Origin of the sequence: Leptospira perolatii, assembly GCF_002811875.1 — a bacterium.
In the GTDB taxonomy this organism is placed as follows: domain Bacteria; phylum Spirochaetota; class Leptospiria; order Leptospirales; family Leptospiraceae; genus Leptospira_B; species Leptospira_B perolatii.
The window spans coordinates 108,820-128,821 of sequence record NZ_NPDZ01000011.1 but is presented as its reverse complement, the minus strand read 5'-3'; the positions used below and the strand labels follow the sequence as shown (position 1 = coordinate 128,821).

The 20,002-nt window shown below is 41.3% G+C and carries 12 protein-coding genes; 3 read left to right on the top strand and 9 right to left on the bottom strand.

Annotated elements, in window-relative coordinates; translation table 11 throughout:
* Positions 1–25: 25 nt before the first annotated feature.
* From CH373_RS15410 to CH373_RS15395, 4 genes are all read right to left on the bottom strand, one after another.
* Positions 26–2,521 carry a chemotaxis protein CheW gene (locus CH373_RS15410; RefSeq protein WP_100714044.1) on the bottom strand — a complete coding sequence of 832 codons (2,496 nt, stop codon included), beginning with the start codon at positions 2,519–2,521 and terminating at the stop codon, positions 26–28.
* Between the two features lie 230 nt (positions 2,522–2,751).
* On the bottom strand, positions 2,752–4,056 hold the full coding sequence (locus tag CH373_RS15405) for an ATP-binding response regulator (RefSeq protein ID WP_100714043.1): 1,305 nt from the start codon (positions 4,054–4,056) through the stop codon (positions 2,752–2,754).
* A gap of 551 nt (positions 4,057–4,607) precedes the next feature.
* Entirely contained in the window at positions 4,608–5,231 is a 624-nt protein-coding gene (lsa27, locus tag CH373_RS15400) for a laminin-binding protein Lsa27 (protein ID WP_100714042.1), read from the bottom strand.
* A gap of 79 nt (positions 5,232–5,310) precedes the next feature.
* On the bottom strand, positions 5,311–5,835 hold the full coding sequence (locus CH373_RS15395) for a hypothetical protein (RefSeq protein ID WP_100714041.1): 525 nt from the start codon (positions 5,833–5,835) through the stop codon (positions 5,311–5,313).
* A 424-nt stretch (positions 5,836–6,259) separates the two neighbouring features.
* On the opposite strand from CH373_RS15395, the gene CH373_RS15390 reads away from it, so the two are divergent.
* A complete protein-coding gene (locus CH373_RS15390; RefSeq protein WP_100714040.1) occupies positions 6,260–9,799 on the top strand; it encodes a nitrate reductase in 3,540 nt (1,179 codons plus the stop codon).
* Between the two features lie 5 nt (positions 9,800–9,804).
* Here the strand turns inward: CH373_RS15390 and CH373_RS15385 are convergent, their stop codons facing one another.
* Genes CH373_RS15385 through CH373_RS15375 form a run of 3 tightly spaced genes read right to left on the bottom strand, consistent with a single transcriptional unit; the run spans position 9,805 to position 14,171 of the window.
* The gene (locus CH373_RS15385) at positions 9,805–11,904 is read right to left on the bottom strand and encodes an ATP-binding response regulator (RefSeq protein WP_100714039.1); all 2,100 of its coding nucleotides are present in this window, start codon (positions 11,902–11,904) and stop codon (positions 9,805–9,807) included.
* Positions 11,901–12,296: a response regulator gene (locus tag CH373_RS15380; protein WP_100714038.1), complete on the bottom strand. Its 396-nt coding sequence runs from the start codon at positions 12,294–12,296 to the stop codon at positions 11,901–11,903. The genes CH373_RS15385 and CH373_RS15380 overlap by 4 nt, the downstream gene beginning before the upstream one ends.
* A 3-nt stretch (positions 12,297–12,299) precedes the next feature.
* On the bottom strand, positions 12,300–14,171 hold the full coding sequence (locus CH373_RS15375) for a PAS domain-containing sensor histidine kinase (protein ID WP_100714037.1): 1,872 nt from the start codon (positions 14,169–14,171) through the stop codon (positions 12,300–12,302).
* 970 nt (positions 14,172–15,141) lie between these two features.
* Here CH373_RS15375 and CH373_RS15365 point away from each other — a divergent pair.
* Complete coding sequence (locus tag CH373_RS15365) at positions 15,142–16,524, top strand: FG-GAP repeat protein (protein ID WP_100714035.1); 1,383 nt, start codon at positions 15,142–15,144, stop codon at positions 16,522–16,524.
* A gap of 116 nt (positions 16,525–16,640) precedes the next feature.
* On the opposite strand, the gene CH373_RS15360 is transcribed toward CH373_RS15365, so the two are convergent.
* Positions 16,641–17,291, bottom strand: coding sequence for an LA_2219 family laminin/E-cadherin/plasminogen-binding protein (locus CH373_RS15360; RefSeq protein ID WP_423789786.1), 651 nt, complete (start codon positions 17,289–17,291; stop codon positions 16,641–16,643).
* 83 nt (positions 17,292–17,374) lie between these two features.
* Positions 17,375–18,766: a magnesium transporter gene (gene mgtE / locus CH373_RS15355; protein WP_100714034.1), complete on the bottom strand. Its 1,392-nt coding sequence runs from the start codon at positions 18,764–18,766 to the stop codon at positions 17,375–17,377.
* A gap of 203 nt (positions 18,767–18,969) precedes the next feature.
* Here mgtE and CH373_RS15350 point away from each other — a divergent pair, with 203 nt between their 5' ends.
* Positions 18,970–19,989, top strand: coding sequence for an OmpA/MotB family protein (locus tag CH373_RS15350; protein ID WP_100714033.1), 1,020 nt, complete (start codon positions 18,970–18,972; stop codon positions 19,987–19,989).
* The last annotated feature ends 13 nt before the right edge of the window (positions 19,990–20,002 follow it).

The window sequence follows — 20,002 nt, the reverse complement described above, 5'->3', positions numbered from 1 at the left end:
ATCCGTAATCTCGGCCATAAATTCCTTAACCTACCTGTGCCTGATCATGCATTATGTTTTTAGATACGAGATTCAGAATGGTGATCGGATCTACCACAATGACTGTTTCCCCTGATACGATTCCATTTCCTACCACGCCCGAAGACTGGTCTTCGTTTTGAGAGTAAGCTGAAATTTCTTCGGTGACATTATGAATCTCGTGTACCAGGATTCCTTTTTTACCTTTAGTGGTTTGGAACAGGATCATAGTTCTTTCCTGTTCTGTCGCACCTCGGTTCAATCGGAAGTACTGGTCCATTCTGCAAAGTTCTATGATTTCTCCGCGATACTGCATCACTTCTCGATTCATTACTTTTTCAATATTGTTAGGATCGATCTGCTCAATTCTGAGTACGTTTTTAGAATCCAAACCGAATAATTGAGAACAGACGGAATAGAGCAGGTAATGCTGCTTGTCGGAGACTTCTTTTTTGACGCCTCCTCTGATTTCCTCGCGAATGTTCGGAAGCAATTTTAGAAACTTCGTAATTCCGGTAATGTCCAGAATCAAGGCAACGTTCCCGTCACCCAAAATCGCAGCACCCGTATATAGGTTTAGTTTTGCTAGTTCTTTAGAGAGAGGTTTTACAACTATCTCTTCAGGATTTTCGATTTCTTCCACGATTAGCCCGAATTTATGTTTTTCGGTATGAACTACTACGATGAACTTGTTATCTTGTGCAGCTCCTGCATTTAGATCGAATATACTTCTAACATCAAGAATCGGTAATAGAGTTCCTCTAAGCTGATAGACTTCCTTTTTTTCAACGTTGGATACGAGCTTTTCGTCCATGAGCAGCATCTCGGAAATGTTCTGCTGCGGAATTGCAAAGAGCATTTCTCCTGCGCGAACCATCTGGCAATTGATGATCGATAAAGTCTGTGGAAGTGATGCGATGACCGAAGTTCCCTTTCCTGTTTCTGAAGCGATAGAAACTGTTCCTCCAGCTTTTTGGAAATTCATCTTTACAACATCCATGCCGACGCCTCTTCCTGAAGTGGAAGAAACTGCACGTGCAGTACTAAATCCAGGTGCAAAGATGAATTCAGAGAGTTCCTCTTCTGATTTGCGTTGGACCTCGTCCTCGGAAAGTAATCCTTTTTCTATAATCTTTTCTTTGATTCTTTGGTAGTTCAGTCCTCTACCATCATCTTCTACTTTTAGGATGACATTGCCACCCCTAAGTGCCGCGGACAAAATGACTCTACCCTTCGGTGATTTTCCGACGGCTCTTCTTTCTGCTGGAGATTCTATCCCGTGATCCACGGAATTTCGGATCATGTGAGTGATTGGATCTGAAATGGAATCGATGATATTCTTATCTAGCTCAACCTCTCCACCTTCGAGAATCAGTTCTATCTCTTTGCCGGTCGATCTTTCTAGATCGTGGATTAATCTAGGAATTCTCTTATATAAGGTTTCCAATTTTTGGAGTCTAGTCCGCATCACACTTTCTTGGGAAGAAGTGATCAACTGGCTGAGATTTCTAACAATCGCAAGAAGTGATGGATCATCATAGGATTCAATCTTTTGCAAAAGTTGGTTCCGAACTACGATCGTCTCTCCAGTGAGATTGATCATGTGGTCTAACAAATATAAAGGAATCTTAAGATAAGATTCTGAGGACGCATTTTCGGTGTTACGAGAAAGTTCTCCGAGATTTTGATCCGCATTCTCCTCTTTTATTTTTGGAAAGAATCCAAATTTCGGTTCTCCATTTCTTGGATACACCAGTGAAACGGAAAGAATTGAAATCGGCAATGAGTCCAACAGTTGTTCTTTGTTGAGAGAACTTATGATCAAAGAGTAATAAACGATTTTCGATTTTCCGTTATCGTTAGAGGAATCAGGTGCAACTCCTTCCTTTAAAACCAAACCGAGGGAAGAAAGTCTATCATACTCGGGAGATTGCTCTGAACCATTCGGCGAGATCTCTGAGAAATATTTGATCAGATAAAGATATCTCTGCTCGGATTCTGCTTTGTCCAAAAAACTTTTCGGTACCGCGATTTTTTCCTTCGCGTAATGTCCGTTTTTCGAGCTTCCGTTACTCTTTCCATTGCCGTTACCAGTTCCGTTAGTTACATGGCCATTTGTAGACTGTGAATTTTTCAAGAAAGCCTCGATGCTTTTCAATAGCTCGGTTATATCCTTGTCTTTACCTTTGGCAATGTTCGAATTCATTTCCTTCAGAACATCAATGCAGTATAGGAACAGGGTAATCGCATCAGGAGAAGGTGGCACTTCGGCCTTGCGAAAGTGATTGAGCAAATTTTCGAAAGTATGTGAGAGTTTTGTAATAGAAGGAAGATCGAAGATCGCCGAATTTCCCTTGATGGTATGAATGGAGCGAAACAAGGTATTAATGCGATCCGGGCTGTATCCTTTTTCTAAATCTAGAATTGCTTGTTCAGACAAATCTAATAGCTCTCTAGTTTCCATTAGATAATCTTTGAGTAAATTTTCATAATCTACTTCCATTCTATTCCTCCCTGGATCAACAGACTTCAAATTATGGCACAGTCAATTATAAATTGCACATAATTTACACATATGATCCAGATATTTACCATTTTATATATTTTTAAATTAAACGTACGATATATAACGCATTTTTAACTTATGTCTCTAGTTACTAGATAGCCGTTCTTTAAATTTTCAAATCTGCAATTTGTCCTCGGGGAAAATATAGGATTGTCTTTAAAGAAAGATTAACTGGCTCTTTCAGGAGACTCATCTAATGGCAAAAACATTTCTGCCATTACACTATTTTCTACCTGATCTCGAGTGTGATCTGCGACATTATGAATGTGAAATATTCCCCTGTGTTTGCTAACGATCAACTCGACAGCAGTTAATCCTAGTCCCAGTCCGTAACGTTCCAATTCTACGAAATGTTCTACAGGCGGAAGCAGCCTGTAAAAAGGTCTGGTAACTAAGATTTCACCTGTCTCAGGATCTATAAGTTCCTGGCGAGTATCTGTAGTGTTCTTAACAGTAATGCAGAAGTAACCTTCTACTATATTAAAGTAGATATCCAGATAAGATTGTTCCCTTCCGTACTTTAGAGCGTTGAGCAGAAGCTCTTCGAATGCGATCGCTATCAGCTCTTTGTTAATGGACACATAATGTTTATTCTTAAACGAAGAGAACCTGATTCGAGTTTCTCTTTCGCTAAGAAATGGATGAATGATATCAGCTCTCTTGATCAAAATATCCCTTAAGTCAGTGGTGCCTATTTGAGTCATAGGAGGATTCTGTTCCGCTATTGAAAGAACTGCAGAAAGTCCATCCAATTGTTTTCTAACGATTTCCTGATTCGAAAAGAGCAGGTTCAGAATTCCGCTGCTTTTCTGCTCCGAAGTTTCCTTGTTACTTTCCTCCAATTTTAATAAATCCAAGAGAGAAACAAGCGCACCCAGTCCGGATCCTTGCGAGAAGGATGTACTCAATGATTTGATGGTAGAAATCAAGATGGAACTTTCATCAGATTTTCTGATGGATTCCTTATAGGTTAACCATTCCAATTGATTACGCAGAACATCACGATTGATCTTTTCCACCTGTCGTTTGGAATGTTTGAAGTTATATGCCTTGAGTGCCAGGCGGATCGATTTTTCAAACGCGTCCATATTGATCGGTTTGATTAAATAATCGAAAACTCCAAGCTTCATCACTTCTATAATCTTATCAGGAACATCAGAAGATGTCTGAATAATGATAATCGCGTCAGGATCAATTTCTTTCAGTCTTGTGACAAAAGTAATTCCGTCCTGCTCCGGCATGAATAAATCTACGACGTAAGCAGCATAAGTAGTCGAAGATGATTCGATTCTTTCCAAGGCCCGAACTCCGTTAACCTCCAAATCGAAAGGTATATTCATTTTTTTGCAATAGTACTCATAGAGTGAGGAACTATCAGGGTTATCCTCCAATATGAGCAATTTGCCACCAGATCCAGAGAGCGGCTGAGCCGAGCTTTTTACAGAAACGCCTACCAATTCTTGGTTCACCATAACATCAATTATCCATTATATTTATTGGAGACAGAGAGGAGGTTCCGAAAGAAACTTAGGATACCCTTCTCCGCAAGATTTTAAGACTCCCAATATTAACCGAATGCAAGCATTTGTGAAAAAAAAGTTTATTCTAATACAACAAAAGATATATCCCTTCAAGGATACACACTTTGTTTACATCCTGTTCATTCAACATTTGAACTATTCGTTTATCAGTGAATGAAAAGAGAATGCTTCTTGTTTGATAGAAAACTATTTAAGCGGACTTGCGGAATTCAAGGAATTGGCGGATTCTAAGACTGGCGCTTCCAAAGAAAGAGTGCTTCACGTAATAAGTTAATGTGGCTCATGGAAACTGAAGAGACAATAGGAGACGTAAACCGCTCTTCTCCGCTCGGAGACATTCATATACTGATCTCCGAGACTGTTAAGTTAGTATAATTTATGCTTTTAGAATCGTGCCATTTAGAATAACGGTATATTAATCTTGTTTTGGATATTTTTTAGGAGAGGTTCAGCTTTTACTCAACCCCATTCGAATGCCTACTTTATAAATCTTTTAAATACTGGCCTTCTTCAGGACTCAAGATAGGACAGTGATTTGTAAACGCGTAAATCGGAAACCGGCCACATTCGCCATTTGCTATGTAGCATTCACTTTTAAACACCAATACATGACTGTTTTCGAATGTCAACTTTCCTGTTTGACCTTCTTTGCGAAGATATACAACGTATCGCATAGTTTGCCATTCTTTGTCTTGATCTGCTTGCAAAGGCTCAATTTCATACGACACGATTTTGTCTTTAAACAAAAGGTCGTAATCGCACCAGGCCTTACCATTTTCAAAACTTCTTACCCAAGCCTGATTTGTTTTGTATTCAGAAGAAAGTTTGTACGCTCGCTGGAGAGAACGGGTTATTCTTGAGTTGGAAAGTGAAACAAGTATGAAAGGTCTCTTCTTCTCAATCCCGTCTTTCAACTGCAAAAGATCTTTCATCAATCGATACTTTGCAATATCTCGTGCGTTCAAACCACTCGATTCGAACTGAGCTTCGGCCTTTTTGTTCGAACCACCTAAATATTTGATCCCATCTGCAAACTGCTCTTCCTGCGGACCACAGGAAAAGACAAAGTAGATTGTAAAAAGGAAAAGAACAAACCAATATCTCATTTTCTTCCTATCGACCAGCCTACTGCCTCGTTCCGCTACTTTTTATCTTATTCCAAACTAATCCTTATAAGAAAGAAACCTACCTCATCGCAGAATCTATGTTCAGGCGCTTCCTGTAGTTAAAACCATAGTATTCGATCAGCTCCAGCTCTAGTTCGTTGTTGAATCGAATGACTTTCTTTGCAAAGTCCTCTAGGAGCAGAGTCATTCTACCCTTGTCTTCTTCCAGGAATTCCTTGTGAAGTTCCCAAAATTGGTGGTTCTGTTTTCCGAGAACCTTCTTTTGGATTTGCTTTCCTTCAAAAATTCTAGAAAACACATAGAACAGTTCTGGCTCTGCCTGGATCGTGATATCAGCCTTCTTTAAGGTGTACTCGAATTCAAATTCGGAGGGTTGTTCGGAGTCTGACTTGTTTCGTTTAATAACGTTTGGTAGCTGTCTGGAAATGTCTTCGTAAATAATAAAGGATGCGAAGGTCCAAATGTTTAAGTTGAGAGCCTTTAAGACCGTAACTGAGTTTTTATACTCCGCCCAGGTTTCCTCCAGAAAATCGGAATGTGTATAGAAATGGAGAAGTACTTCGCCGTCTGTTTTCGCTTTCATACTCTATTTATTGAAAAACCACTCGAAACGGAAGAATGTACCCATTTGCAGTCACTATTCTATCAATCTAAGTATCGGAGCCTGTATTTGTCCCGATCACCACATTCCCTATGCAGGATCAGTACCAACTCTTGTTCACTATTCAAAAGAACAGAGCAATCTAAGATAAAAGGAACAAAACCCCAGGGCCAATTGAAAATCGGACAATTTGAGGGGAGAAAATTGCTTCCCAATCAAGAAGGAAGGAACCTGGGACCTTCCACCTAAGTGGTAATTTTGTTAAGAATCTGGGCATTCTGTTTGTAATCTAGCGCTTAGTAAAGTGGCTTTAAATAACGAACTACGATCGCTTTGCGCTGAATTTGCCTTTCTATGCCCTCCAATATTCTGAGAGAATTGGCCTGAAAATTGCTGTTCTATAGGTATGCAGATCTTGGAATCTTTCCAGACTACTTGTTCCTATTGCGGTGTAGGCTGCGGAGTACGGGTAAATCTTACCAACTCCAATGAAATCTCCGTACAAGGGGACCCGGACCATCCTACAAATCGAGGATCGCTTTGCTCTAAAGGGATGAATCTGCACTATTCGGTCATGGATCGTTCCGACCGACTTCTATATCCGATGCTCAGACAAGACCGTGATTCAGAACTAGATCGAGTTACCTGGGAACAGGCACTCAAAAAAGCGGCTTACGAATTTCGAAACGCGATTCGGAAGTACGGACCGGAATCTGTAGGCTTTTATGTATCAGGACAATTATTAACCGAAGAATACTATATTATAAATAAGTTAACCAAAGGATTTTTAGGAACAAATAACATTGACACGAATTCCAGACTTTGCATGAGTTCTGCTGTTACCGGTTACAAAATGGCTCTGGGCGAAGACACTGTTCCGGTAAGCTACGAGGATCTTGAGCTCGCAGACTGTTTTTTGATTGCGGGTGCAAATCCAGCCTGGTGCCATCCTATTGTTTATAACCGAATTGAATCTAGGAAAAAAGCAAATCCAAGCACAAAGGTAATCGTAGTAGATCCGAGAAAGACAGAGACCTGCGATATAGCAGACATACACTTACAGATTCAACCTGGAACAGATATCGTATTGTTTCACGCAATCGCTCGTGTACTAATCGAAAAAAATTGGATAGATCAAGAATTCATAATATATAATACGGAAGGATTTGATGAGTTAAAAGAGAAAGTCTTTGAGACATCGATAGAGACTGCTTCGGAAATCTGTGGGGTTCCGTCAGGACTTATTTACGAAGCTTCCGAATGTATCGGAAAGTCGAAAGGATTCGTTTCTCTTTGGGCCATGGGCTTGAACCAAAGTGTTGTTGGTGTAAACAAGAATCTAGCACTGATTAATCTTTCGCTCATTACTGGTCAGATCGGCAAACCAGGTTCGGGCCCTTTTTCCCTGACGGGCCAATCCAATGCGATGGGAGGGAGAGAAGTCGGCGGACTCAGCAACCTTCTTCCTGCTCATAGAGATCTCAACAATCTTGAACATAGAAAGATAGTCGCCGATTTTTGGGGTACCGAATCCATTTCCGAAACTCCTGGATTCAGTGCCACCGAGATGTTTGAGAATTTATATTCCGGAAAAATGAAAGCGATCTGGATCATCTGCACAAATCCTACAGTAAGCCTTCCTGATGCAAGAATGGTAGAAGCAGGACTAAGATCAGCCGAATTCGTAGTGGTCCAGGATATTTCGAGCAGTTCTTCTGCGATTCAGTTCGCCGATCTAGTATTGCCTGCGGCCGGCTGGGCGGAAAAGCAAGGAACTATGACTAGTTCAGATCGTAGCATAACTCACCTCCCAAAAATTTTGGAACCACCGGGCGAAGCAAAGCCTGACGTATGGATCATCCGTGATTTTGCGAAGTATATGGGTTTTTCACCTAACTTCGATTATATGGATGAAGAAGAAATATTTTTAGAACACGGAAGATTGACTTCCGGAACTAGAATGGATATCGGCGGCCTAGATTACGCCGAAATTAACAAAAATCGATCTGTCCAATGGCCCTACCCCAAAAAGGGACATTCTCGGGTTACAAGACTTTTTGAGGACAAAACGTTTTACCGCACAAACGGAAAGGCCAAAATACATGCTGTGAATTCCGAAGACGATTCGGAAAAAGCAAATCCGCAATTCCCGCTGATATTAACCACAGGTAGAATTAGAGACCAATGGCATTCGATGACTCGAACTGGAAAGGTTCGTAAACTGAGCGCTCACAAAAAAGAACCTACTCTAGAAATACATCCGATCGATGCTTCCAAGTACGGAATCCAGGATGGTTCAGTCGTGGAGGTTTCGAATTCGAGAGGTACTGTCCGGGTAAAATCAGAATTCAGTAAATCAATTAAACCTGGCGTAGTATTCCTTCCAATGCATTGGGGAAGAAAAAACGGTTTAGACCAGTCCAGATCAAATAACCTAACTAGTTCCGCAGTAGATCCTTATTCAAAACAACCAGGATTCAAAATTTCTGCGGTCAAAGTTCGTCCTTATAAAAAGCAAAAAGAAAAAATTCTGGTGGTAGGTGGTGGAAACGCAACGATCGCTTTTCTTCGGAACTACCGCAAGCTTGCACCCCTAGATGAAATTACTGTACTTTGCAAAGAAGAGGACCCATTTTACAATCGAGTGCTTTTGCCAGATTATATAGGAAGAGAAAAGGAATTCGAAGAATTGCTTTCGGTCGATTCGGAGGAAATAGAGTCCTGGAATCTGAACCTAATTCCCAAAACAGAAATTGTAAAAATCTATCCTGAAGGAAAGAAGGTTCGAGACCATGAAGGTAATCTGTACTCTTATAGCAAGTTAGTACTTGCACTGGGCAGTAGACCGATCACTCCGCCTACTGTTCCTCCCGGCTCCAACTTAGAGGGAATCTTTAGTCTCAGGAGCAAACAAGACGCAGAAAGAATTAGAGATTACTTTGTCCCAGGAACTAGTGCTTTAATCGTAGGCGGAGGACTCTTGGGTCTGGAAGTGGCTTCCGTTCTCGCTACTACAGGAGTGAAGGTAACCATTCTTGTACGTTCCGATCGTTTGATGTCCCAGAAATTGGACCAGGTAGGAAGTGATATCTTACGAGAGGAAATCCAAGCAAGAGGAATCAATCTAATCTTTGGGGCTGAGATCTATAGAATCGAAGGAACCGAAAGGGTTTCTAAAGTAAAATTGAACAACGGTAGCATCCTAAATCCGGATGGCGTTCTGTTTGCGATGGGAACAAAGCCGAACTTGGAACTTGCACAAAAAGGCGGATTGCGCTGCGCAACTGGAGTGAAAGTAGATTCTTATTTAAGAACCAGCGACTCCGATATTTATTGCATCGGTGAAATGGCAGAACACGAATGTGGAAGGTTCGGAACTGTATCTGCAGCGGAAGAACAGGCATTGATTGCCGCCCAACATATCTTTGGATACGCTTTCGACGATTACGACGGTTCTTTGCATTCGTACATACTAAAGGTTTCCGGATTGGACTTGGTTTCACTGCGACTGCCGCATGTCTCTTTTCAAAATACCAATGACCAAAAAGGGGATTTTGAAGAAATTATCTCCCTGGATCGCAAGAGAAGAATCTATAAAAAATACATCATCCAAAACGACAGATTGGTCGCTGCAATTTTAATCGGAGACAAATCCGAGTTTGCCAAGCTAAGAGAATGGATCATATCCGGAATCGAATTAGGTGAAAAACGACAGAAGCTTCTTTCCGGAGAGAACTTCATGAAACCTCTCGTCGGAAAAGTTGTATGTTCCTGCAACGGAGTCGGAGAAGGCAATATACGAGAAGCGATTCTGTCGGGAGAGCATACTCTTGCGGGTATCGGTAAAAAAACAGGCGCCGGAACTGGATGCGGAAGCTGCAGATCAGAAATTTCGAGTCTGCTAAAAACCAGTTTCGACCCGGCTTTAAACATTAAAACTTCCTAATATTCTTATGAATCCAAAACTTCGCGGATCGCGCTAAAGACCTCAGATACGAAATATGGTTTTTGAATGAATCTAGAAACGCCCATGTCGGATAAGTCTGCCTTGATCTCGGGATCAATGAAACCGGTGGCAAGTATCATTTTTACTTCCGGCTTTATATCCTTTATTCTGGAAAATACTTCTGATCCTGTAAGTTTCGGCAATCCGTAATCGGTAATCACTAAAGAGATATCCTCTTTTCTCTGATTAAAGATAGATACTCCCTCCTCCCCGTCTGCCGCTGTCAAAATCGCATACCCTTTGAATTCCAGCATAGTACGGATAAGATCTCTAAGCATGATTTCATCTTCAATGAACAGAACCGTTTCCTTTCCTCCAGGAATCTCCTGAATTCCGGAAAAATCTCCTTTTTCTACGGTGATTTCTTCTTGGGGGATCGGAAAGAAAATTCTAACAGTGGTTCCTTTTCCCAATTCACTGTCTATTTCGATCGAACCAAAATGCTTTTCTACGATACTGTATACCAATGCTAACCCTAATCCGGTTCCCTTTCCCGGGCCTTTTGTAGTAAAAAACGGTTCGAACACTTTCCTTCTTGTATTCTCATCCATTCCGATTCCGGTATCCGAAACTTTCAAAAGGAGATACTTGTTTGTAATTCCTTTCGTAACCACAGGCAGAGATAAGTTTCCGGTCCCGCTAATCACTTTCGTCTCCAGGCACAGCGAACCGCCCTTGGGCATTGCGTCTCTACCGTTTACACAAAGATTTAGTAAAACTTGATGGATTTGGTTGGAATCTGCTAGCATCAAAGGCAATTCTTTATCTAATTTCAAATCTATCTTAATATTCTTAGGAATTGTCTGATCTAACAATTTATGAACTTCTATTACGATATCGTTAAGTTGGATTAACTCTGGCTTGAATTCAGTCTTTCTGGCAAATGTAAGAAGCTGTTGTACCAACGCTGCTCCTCTCTGAGCAGTCTTCTGCAATGCATCTACACTTCTTGAAAACTTATCCGGGTTGGATTTGATATGTCCTAAAATGGAAATATGCCCCAATAAGATTGTTAGAATATTATTGAAATCATGAGCGATTCCGCTGGCTAAAGTACCTAAGCTTTCAAACTTTTGGGCTTGCACCAGCTGCTCCTGCAATTCTTTTCTCTTTGCCTCAATCTCCTTTAATTTCTGTTCTCGATTTACTCTTTCTGTCGTATCTTCCGCGATTCCTGCGATTCGAATAACTTCTCCTTTTTCATTTCTCACAGGAAAAGAACGATCTTGGATCCATCTGATAGATCCGTCGGAACGAATAATTCTGTATTCTTCCGTGTACTCGGCTTGCATATGCTTTTCGGGAATTAAACCTTGGTGAACCCTTAGACGATCTTCGGGATGGATCGCCTTCCACCAAGAATCCGGGTCTTTGTACAGACTTTCGCAGCTCCTTCCCCAAACTTCCTCATACGCATGGCTAATGTATAAAATTTCGGTTTGCTCTAGATTGGTCATCCAGAAGACCTCTCGGATTGCGTCCGTCAATTGCCGAAAACGCTCCTCACTTTCTTTGATCCTATTTTCAAAATTCTTCCTTTCTTCTATCTCTAACTCTAGTTCTTCTGTTCTCCTTCTTAGCTCGAAGTTTTTTTCCTCAAGCTTCTCTACGAGCCTAGAATTATATTCCTTTAATGTATCCTCCTCTTTGAATAACTGGTGTATTTTTCTGTCTTCTTTCGGTATTCTCATCACCTCGTCAATGGTATTCATGATTGTTCTCAGACTAGCTGGCTTGCGAAGAAAAATATCCGCACCCAAATCGATGGAAAATCTCTCGTCCGATTGGGAGGTGTAAGTAGCTGTATAAAAAATAAAAGGTAAGTCGCAAAATTTTGGACTTTGCCTGACTTCATTGCAGAATTGGTATCCGTCCATACCCGGCATAAGAATATCGGAAATAATAAGATCCACATTCGTGTTTTCTAATATTTCCAGAGCGTCCCTTCCGTCGGTCGCGCTCAGCACATTATGCCCCAGACCGGCCAATTGTGCAGTAAGCAGCCTTCTGTTCGAGCTGCTATCATCTACGATCAGTACGATCATAAAATTCCTTTTTTCTCATTTCCCGATTGAAGTAGGAACTTACTGATCTGGCTTATGAAAGCTCGAGTATCGATGGGTTTTGTAATATAACCTGAGCAGCCTGCCTCTATCGCTTTTTGTTCGTCTCCTTTCATCGCAAAAGCAGTAAGTGCGATGACCGGAATCTCTCGAGTCAGCTCATCTGCTTTTAACCTGCGAGTAAGTGAAAGACCATCCATTCCAGGCATCTCGATATCCATTAAAATCAGATCAAAATGCAGCTTTTCTATCTGTTCGATTGCTTCTTCGGAATTGTTCGCCCTTGCCACAAAATAGTCGCTTGCCTCAAGGAGCTCGCAAGATAACTTTAAATTGATCGGATTATCATCAACCACTAGGACTTTCGGCGACATATATTAATCTTCCCTAAATTGCTTGGGAAACACCACAGTAAACGTAGCTCCCTTGCCTAGTTTGCTATCTACAGAGATAGTTCCTTTCATAAGTTCCGTGATCCTTTTTGTCAAAGCCAACCCTAGACCGGTACCCGGAAACCTTCGATCGGAACCGCTTTCTAATTGCTGAAACTCTATGAAAAGTTTCTCCATGTCTTCTTCTCTGATTCCGATTCCCGAATCTATCACTTGAATTTTGGTGAAGTGCTTGTCTTGAGGACGAACGATGATATCGATTTTAGAAGCTTCGTCGGAAAATTTAACCGCGTTGGACAATAGATTATATAGAATTTGTTTGAACTTCTGTTGGTCCAACTCGATCTTATCTGCTTTTGGATCTATATCGATATGCAAATCGATTCTTTTTTTATTCAATAGAGAACTTACAACAGAAGAGACTTCTTTTACGGCCTTCTCTATCGAAGTGTTTTCGATAGATAGATCCATTTTTCCGGCCTCAACTTTTGTAAGGTCGAGAACATCGTTTATCAATTTCAACAAATGACGACCGCTGCTTAAGACATCCTCTAAGTATTCCTTTTGCTTTGGATTCAAGGGGCCCGGAATTTCATCTGCTAATAGTTCCGAAAAACCGATAATACCGTTTAATGGAGTTCTAAGTTCATGGGACATGTTCGCTAGAAACTCACTCTTAATCCTAGTCGCTTCCTGGAACCTACGGTTCTGTGCCTCTAGCTCTGCGCGCCTCGCTTCCTCTTGTAACTTTCGCTCCGTAATATCTCGAATGGAACTTGTCACCAGCATTCCATCCTCGGTTTCCAAAGGACTTAAACTGATCTCTACTGGAAACTCAGTCCCGTCCTTACGAAGACCATATAAATCCAGACCGCTTCCCATGCCTCGAACCTTAGGCTCGGCGAAAAAATTACTCCTGTATTTCGTATGGTTTTCCCTAAAATGCTGTGGAACCAAGATCTCCACATTCTTTCCGAGTAATTCTTCCCGAAGGTATCCGAATAACTTTTCAGTTTGAGAGTTAATGAGGATGATTTTACCTTCACGATTTACGATTACCACTGCATCTGGTGCTGATTCAAGTAACGCCCTAAATTTATCATTCGCTTTCTTTCTTTCAGTGGTATCTCGAATCGCACTGAGCACCAAAGTTCCGTCCTCAGTTGCTAGAGGACTCAAACTGATCTCTACCGGAAACTCGCTCCCGTCGGATCTTCTTGCAAATAATTCCAGACCCACTCCCATGGATCTTTTTTTTGGGGTCGCGAAAAAGGAAGACCTATGTTGTATGTGATTGGATTTAAACCTTTCCGGGAGCAGAATCTCAACCGGCTTTCCGATCAAATCCTCCTTTTGAAACCTGAACATTTTAAGAGCTTGCTCGTTTAACAACACGATATGTCCGGTACTATTTACCATTACGATAGAATCAGGCATCGATTCGAGTACGCTTCCAAACTTTGCTTCGAACAATTTTGCGTCTCTCAATGCTCTCAGTAAAGTTACGTCCTTTTTGACCGCTGCGATATAGATCGGGTTTCCGCCGCTGTCCTTAATCAGTCTCTTTGAAACATCCACCCAAATCAACGATCCATCCTTTCTTCTGCGAATGGATTCAAAAATTGCAAAGCCTTCCTCCAAAGTGGACTTCATCATGATTTCGGTTTCCTCCCGAAATTCAGTCGGAACAATCGTATCATAAATAGATTGATTCATTACCTCAGCCTGCCGGTAACCGAAAATGGAATCTGCCCCTTTGTTCCAAAAAAGAATTTTTGCCTCGGGAGAAAGTATGATCAAAGCGTCCGGAGAATTCTCTACCAACAACTCGGCAAAGTGAATTTCTGAATTTTCCATTCTCAATCTTACCTAAAAGAGATTCAATATTCTTTAAACAATAAAGTTCTTTTGGACAAATTGTCCAATGCAATATTATTTTTAGGAAATGCAAATAACGTTTATTTTTTAATAATATTTGGAGAATTGTAATAAGAATTATTTTTCTTATATTTTAAAAGAATTTTTTACTTTTATATAATGAAGAATAATATTATTTATTAATTTTCTGCCGAAATTTCCTAGGTAGTTTTTCTTACAAAATAACCGAAAAAACTCGATTTCACCTGGTTATCTGCGATAAAGCTAAAGAGAATGACTTTTAGATTTTTATGATCCGAAAAAGACCGACTTGCACGAAAAGGTGGACACCGTCGTCTGGATTTCTAAACGGCTGTTAGGAAAAAGAAAGATGTGTTCTTTAAGTAATGCTTAATATGTCTATTCGAAACAAATACCCGAGCAGCCGTCGCACGAAGTTGTGATCGACATCCTTTTGTATCAAACAGAAATCTGGATTCATCTTTGGCAGTGATGATTACAATCGGCCCTTTCTCTTCCCGTCAATCCTCGACACTGCTCCATGCAATCCTTTTTGCCGCCCTTTCCCTGTCCTGGTTGTACTACAAGGCAAGACACAAACAAAAGCCCGAATAACATAAGAACGATTTTTTTCATCGTAATTTTATAATCTGATTTAAGACCAAAGGCAATAATTTTTTGCCGCACTATTCCATGAGACAGACTTGTAAGTATATTCGCAAAATCGGATAGATCTGATTCCAATTTGTGATTTCTGCGAAATCTACTCAAAGGCGCTCACCTTTTTCTAATTTAGCGAATACTATTGCGGAGATGAGAGTCTTCGAATTATCAGATAAAAGTTTCCATTTTCTAAAATTTCGCGCAAAATGACACCCGTGTCATTGTATGAACTTTTAAGCTAGTCTCTGATTTCTAGCCAGGAATTGAACGCTTATAAGAGGTTTTGATGAAATTCAAAAAGTGCATTTTTTTTGTGACACTCCTAATGTTTGTCGCTTGCGACGAAACCGAAAAGTATTCCCACCGAGATTACATTAAAGTTCACAATAGCGGCGAAAATGATGAACTCGGCCAAAGAGGGATTGCAATCGACGGCGATCTAATGGTATTAGGAAGTCCTTACGAAGCCAGTAGCTTAGGTGGAATTAATCCGGGAAATTCTGGATCTGACAACAGTACACCGGGTGCAGGCGCCGCTTATCTTTTCTTTAAGAATGAAGCTGGGAATTGGCAGCAAGGTCAATTTATCAAAGCACCGGCTCCCCAAGAGTATGCCTACTTTGCTAGCAGCATCGCGATTTCAGGCAACTTTATTTTAATCGGAGCTCCCAATGAAAATCTATCTTCTTCTATGATAGATAGCGGTGTAGTTCACGTGTATTCCTACGATAGACAGACAAGAGTTTTGGAATATGCAGGATTGTTGAGAGCGCCAGAGCTGCATCCATATGTTCGCTTTGGAACTTCCATCTCTATGAACGGAAATTGGGTCGCGATCGGTTCTCCTTTAGAAGATGTACTAGATTCTAGTGGCAACCCGGTTCGAAAGGTCGGCAAAACCTATTTGTTCGAACGGATAGAGAACTCGATTACGTTTAGATTCAGATCGGTTCTCCAGCCTAATTTCCTTGCGACATCTAATTTCTACGGATCCTCGGTTTCTATTAGCGGAGACTGGTTGGTCGTCGGAGCACCTGGTGGAAACAAAAATGGAATTTATATCTACCAAAAAGACTCTTCCGGAAATTGGAATTTTAAGCAGTCATTTCTTCCGGACGGATATTGGAGAGTGGGAGAAAGTGTCGCTATCGATGGATATACGTTAGCTGCCGGCGCGTCTGCGTATAACGCTCCGAGAGGAGGAGAAACCGCGCCTCGCTCTGGAGGAGTTTTTGTCCTCCGATTGATCAACGGAAATTGGGAACATGAAAAAATTCTGTATCCGGTATACCCTGATACTGATGACGCATTCGGTATCTCTGTTTCTTTGTCGGGAAATCTTCTGGTGGTAGGAGCTCCTTATGAAGACAGCGCCGTAGAAGACTACGGCTATCAGGATAATAATAATTCTCCGGACAGCGGCGCAGTATTTATCTACGAACGAACTGAGTCAAATGGAACCGTAGAATGGAAGTTGGACTACATGTTGAAAGGCAGCGTAATCGAAACTGGTGATTACTACGGGTCAGCGGTTGCGATCAGCAAAAACAGGATCGCTATCGGATCACCAAGAGAGGATGGAGACGGAACCGGAATCAATGGAGATCCGACAAACAACAATAAGTCGAATAGTGGGGCAGCATTTGTAGTGGAACGTACATCGAACTGATCGAAGTACATTAGGATTTACTCTCTACAGTTTTTGACAACCACTAGGAAAGATTTTACATTACTTTTCTAGTGGCTGATTTTTCCCGGAAACCCAGCGGAATATAAAAAGAAGTTCTACTTTCTGACTTCTTTCTTTAGTTCCTCTTTTACCTTATCACGAGTGGTTCCGCTGCGATTTTCCAATTTCACTACATAATGAATTTGGTATTTAGTAACTACAGGTTTCTCCTCGGAATGCTCCATAGACCATCTTGTTACGTCGTTCTGGATCACTTTTGCAAGATCATTGATTCTCGGAACGCGGGTATTAAAGCGGATGGTTTCCACATTTCCAGTATTTCCATTCAAGATCACTAATATGATTCCGTCGTCCGAAAAGTTGATCTTATTGTACTTTGCCAATTCTTCGCTAATCAGAGTGTCTCCACCCTTATCCGGTTTCTTTCTTATGAATTTACTGCCCCGAATTTGTCTTACCTGGTAAGTATCACTTGTGATGTACACTCGAAAATACTCGCCGGAATCCTTGGAAGCAGACTGAAAGGAGGCAGGATCCGCAGTAGTGATCCTAACTTCGTTTCCTTCCTCGTTGATCACCGGCTCGTTCTCTCCGGCTGGATTTGGTAGCATTTCTGCTGGAGGCAATTCAGGTTGATTTGAAGTCGTAGTCTTGCAGGACAAAAATGACAGATTTAAACTCGCAAAAACAAGACCTATGATTGCCGAGGTTCTTAATTTTCCAAAATTCTCTATTACTCGTACCAAGTGGTGTTCCCCTATTCTATTATATTCCTATGATATTCTATTTTACCCAATGTAAGGCGTTGTATTTATAGATGCTCTTCCGATTATAGGTATCCCAGAAACAAAGTCGCCAGACCCAAAAAACAGAAGAATCCAAAAATATCCGTGAAAGTGGTCACGAATATGGAGGAAGCAATGGCAGGGTCGATCCCAAAAGCTCTTAATACCAGCGGGATAAAAGCTCCAACCACTGCGGCCATGATCAAATTAGAAAGCATCGCGAGAAAAATTACGATGGCGAGCACGAGTTTTCCAGTATATAAGAAAACAGTAATCCCTGTAATTGCACCGATGGATAAGCCGTTGATCAATCCTATGATTCCTTCTTTTCTAAATGCGCTTCCCCAGTTCGCCGCACTCAGATCACCGGTCGCGATATTTCTTACGACTACAGTGATGGATTGCGTGCCCGCATTTCCCCCCATCCCGGCGACGATCGGCATCAATGTAGCCAGCAGAACAAAACTCTGGATCGTACTTTCAAAATAGGAGACTACGGAAGCCGCTAAGACTCCGGTTCCTAAATTGATCACAAGCCAGGTCAGCCTTCTGCGTAAAGAGTCCCAGATAGAAGTGTTCAGTCTTTCTTCCTCAGAAACTCCCCCTAAACGAAGGATATCCTCGGAGGCCTCTTCTTGGACGATATCCAAAATATCGTCCACCGTGATTCTACCTATGATTCGGTCTAGATCATCCACCACCGCGCAAGAGACCAAGTCGTATTTCCGGAATGTCTTTGCGACTTCTTCCTGATCTGTATCGTAGTGGATATGAAAGGCTTCTTCCTTTACTAAACGACCAATTTTGGAATTAAGAGGAGCCAAAAAAAGGTCCTTCAGTTTCACATAACCCTTTAGATGGTTCTGTTCGTCCGTGACATATAGAAGATAAATATCTTCGGTTTCCTTTGCGACCCTTCTTAACTTAATAATTGCCTTTCGAACCGTATCCGTTTCATAAGCGGAAGCAAAGTCCGTGGTCATCAAACGACCCGCGGTATATTCTCTAAAATTCAACTGCTTTCGGATTTGGCTCGAATCTTCCTTGTCGATCGAGTTTAAGATTTCCTCGGCCTTCTCTTTCGAAATTTCCGAGATCAGATTTGTGACCTCGTCGGTTTCCAATTTTTCTACAATCGGAGAAATCTCGTCCAAACGAAGTCTGGAGATAAGTTCGGCTTGGTACTCTTCATCAAATTCGACTAGAACCGCCGACTGCATTTCGGAGTCACAAAGTTTAAAAACATAAATTGCGCTATCCGTGCTGATTTTCTCTAGTACTTCCGCAATATCAGCAGGGTGATTGTTGTCCAAAAAGGACCGCAAAAATTTGGAATCCTGAGCCTCTACTTTTTCAGAAAAGAACTCCAGCCATTCCGAGGAGGAAGGATTTGCCTTTATCGACCATATTTCCTTTGCGACTATTTTTTCATCCACGGCAACGAACCTCCTCTTTCCGACAGGATCAGGAAAGTTTTTCTCGGTTCAATGACTTTCTGCTTTCTTTCGATAGAGTTTTTCATTTGACGGTGAGTTGTACGACATAGAATAGAACTTTAATCGACCATTTTGAGGATCGCATTTCCGAGATCTCGCATCCAACATACCACTGCTGGAAATTCGGAGACCTAAGTACTAACATGATCAGACAGAACTTAACCCGCCTAATTACGATTCTAGTTTTCCTGCAATTTTCGCCTGTTTCCGGGGATGCGTTCTATTACCCCTGGGAATATAACAAACTCTACAATGAGAAAGTAACTTTAGAGCTGGAGCTAGATTCGCTAAAGAACAGATACAGAAATGAAACGGATAATTTTTCCAAGGAAAAGGTAAATTTAGAAGGCAAAATTAGATCCCTAGAAGAACTTCTCGCTAGTGAAAAATCCTTTAGACAAAAGGACAAGGATTTGTACGAGGATCAGCTCAAAGGTTTGGAAAACCAAATTGCAGTTCTGAAAGCAAAGAGCTCCAATAAGGAAAAAGAGCTCTTGGAAGAGAGCGAAAAGCAATCCAGAAAATTCCAAGATATCATCGCAGACTTAAAATCGGAACTCGAAAAAGAAAAGTTATCCTGCATCAAAAAGAACGATGATTTGAAAAAAGAATACGAGGCGAAGATTGCAGGATTAGAATCAAGGATCAATTCGCTTAACGACGAGATCGCAAAACTAGAAAGGTTAAGCGAAAGTCAAAAGCAAGAGTTGAACAGACTTGCAGATCAGGCAAACGAGCTCGAATCTAAACTTACCGATGAAATAAAAAAAGGACAGATCCGGGTCAAAAGATTCCACAACCGATTGGTCATCAATATCGATGATCAGATTTCATTCGATTCAGGTTCTGCAGAATTGAAAAAGCAAATCATGCCAGCTCTAGATAAAATCAAAGAGATACTTGCTAGCTATCCTGGAAATTTGATCATCATCGAAGGTCACACAGACAATGTCCCGATCCGCACAAAGAAATTTCAGGACAACTGGCAACTTTCTTCCGAGAGAGGTCTTTCTGTACTTCGTTACCTTCTGGAAAACAAAAGCCTAGATTCAAGGAATTTCTCGGTAGCGGGTTATGGGGAACACCAACCTATCGTCTCGAATGACACTCCCGAAAATCGGTCTCTGAATCGAAGGGTCGATATCGTAGTGGTGCCTAGATAGTTTAGACAGACGG

What these genes read in the sequence shown, in the direction of transcription:
- CH373_RS15410 (WP_100714044.1), bottom strand. Translation starts at nt 2,521, where the DNA reads ATGGAAGTAGATTATGAAAATTTACTCAAAGATTATCTAATGGAAACT.
- CH373_RS15405 (WP_100714043.1), bottom strand. Translation starts at nt 4,056, where the DNA reads ATGGTGAACCAAGAATTGGTAGGCGTTTCTGTAAAAAGCTCGGCTCAG.
- lsa27 (WP_100714042.1), bottom strand. Translation starts at nt 5,231, where the DNA reads ATGAGATATTGGTTTGTTCTTTTCCTTTTTACAATCTACTTTGTCTTT.
- CH373_RS15395 (WP_100714041.1), bottom strand. Translation starts at nt 5,835, where the DNA reads ATGAAAGCGAAAACAGACGGCGAAGTACTTCTCCATTTCTATACACAT.
- CH373_RS15390 (WP_100714040.1), top strand. Translation starts at nt 6,260, where the DNA reads ATGCAGATCTTGGAATCTTTCCAGACTACTTGTTCCTATTGCGGTGTA.
- CH373_RS15385 (WP_100714039.1), bottom strand. Translation starts at nt 11,904, where the DNA reads ATGATCGTACTGATCGTAGATGATAGCAGCTCGAACAGAAGGCTGCTT.
- CH373_RS15380 (WP_100714038.1), bottom strand. Translation starts at nt 12,296, where the DNA reads ATGTCGCCGAAAGTCCTAGTGGTTGATGATAATCCGATCAATTTAAAG.
- CH373_RS15375 (WP_100714037.1), bottom strand. Translation starts at nt 14,171, where the DNA reads ATGGAAAATTCAGAAATTCACTTTGCCGAGTTGTTGGTAGAGAATTCT.
- CH373_RS15365 (WP_100714035.1), top strand. Translation starts at nt 15,142, where the DNA reads ATGAAATTCAAAAAGTGCATTTTTTTTGTGACACTCCTAATGTTTGTC.
- CH373_RS15350 (WP_100714033.1), top strand. Translation starts at nt 18,970, where the DNA reads ATGATCAGACAGAACTTAACCCGCCTAATTACGATTCTAGTTTTCCTG.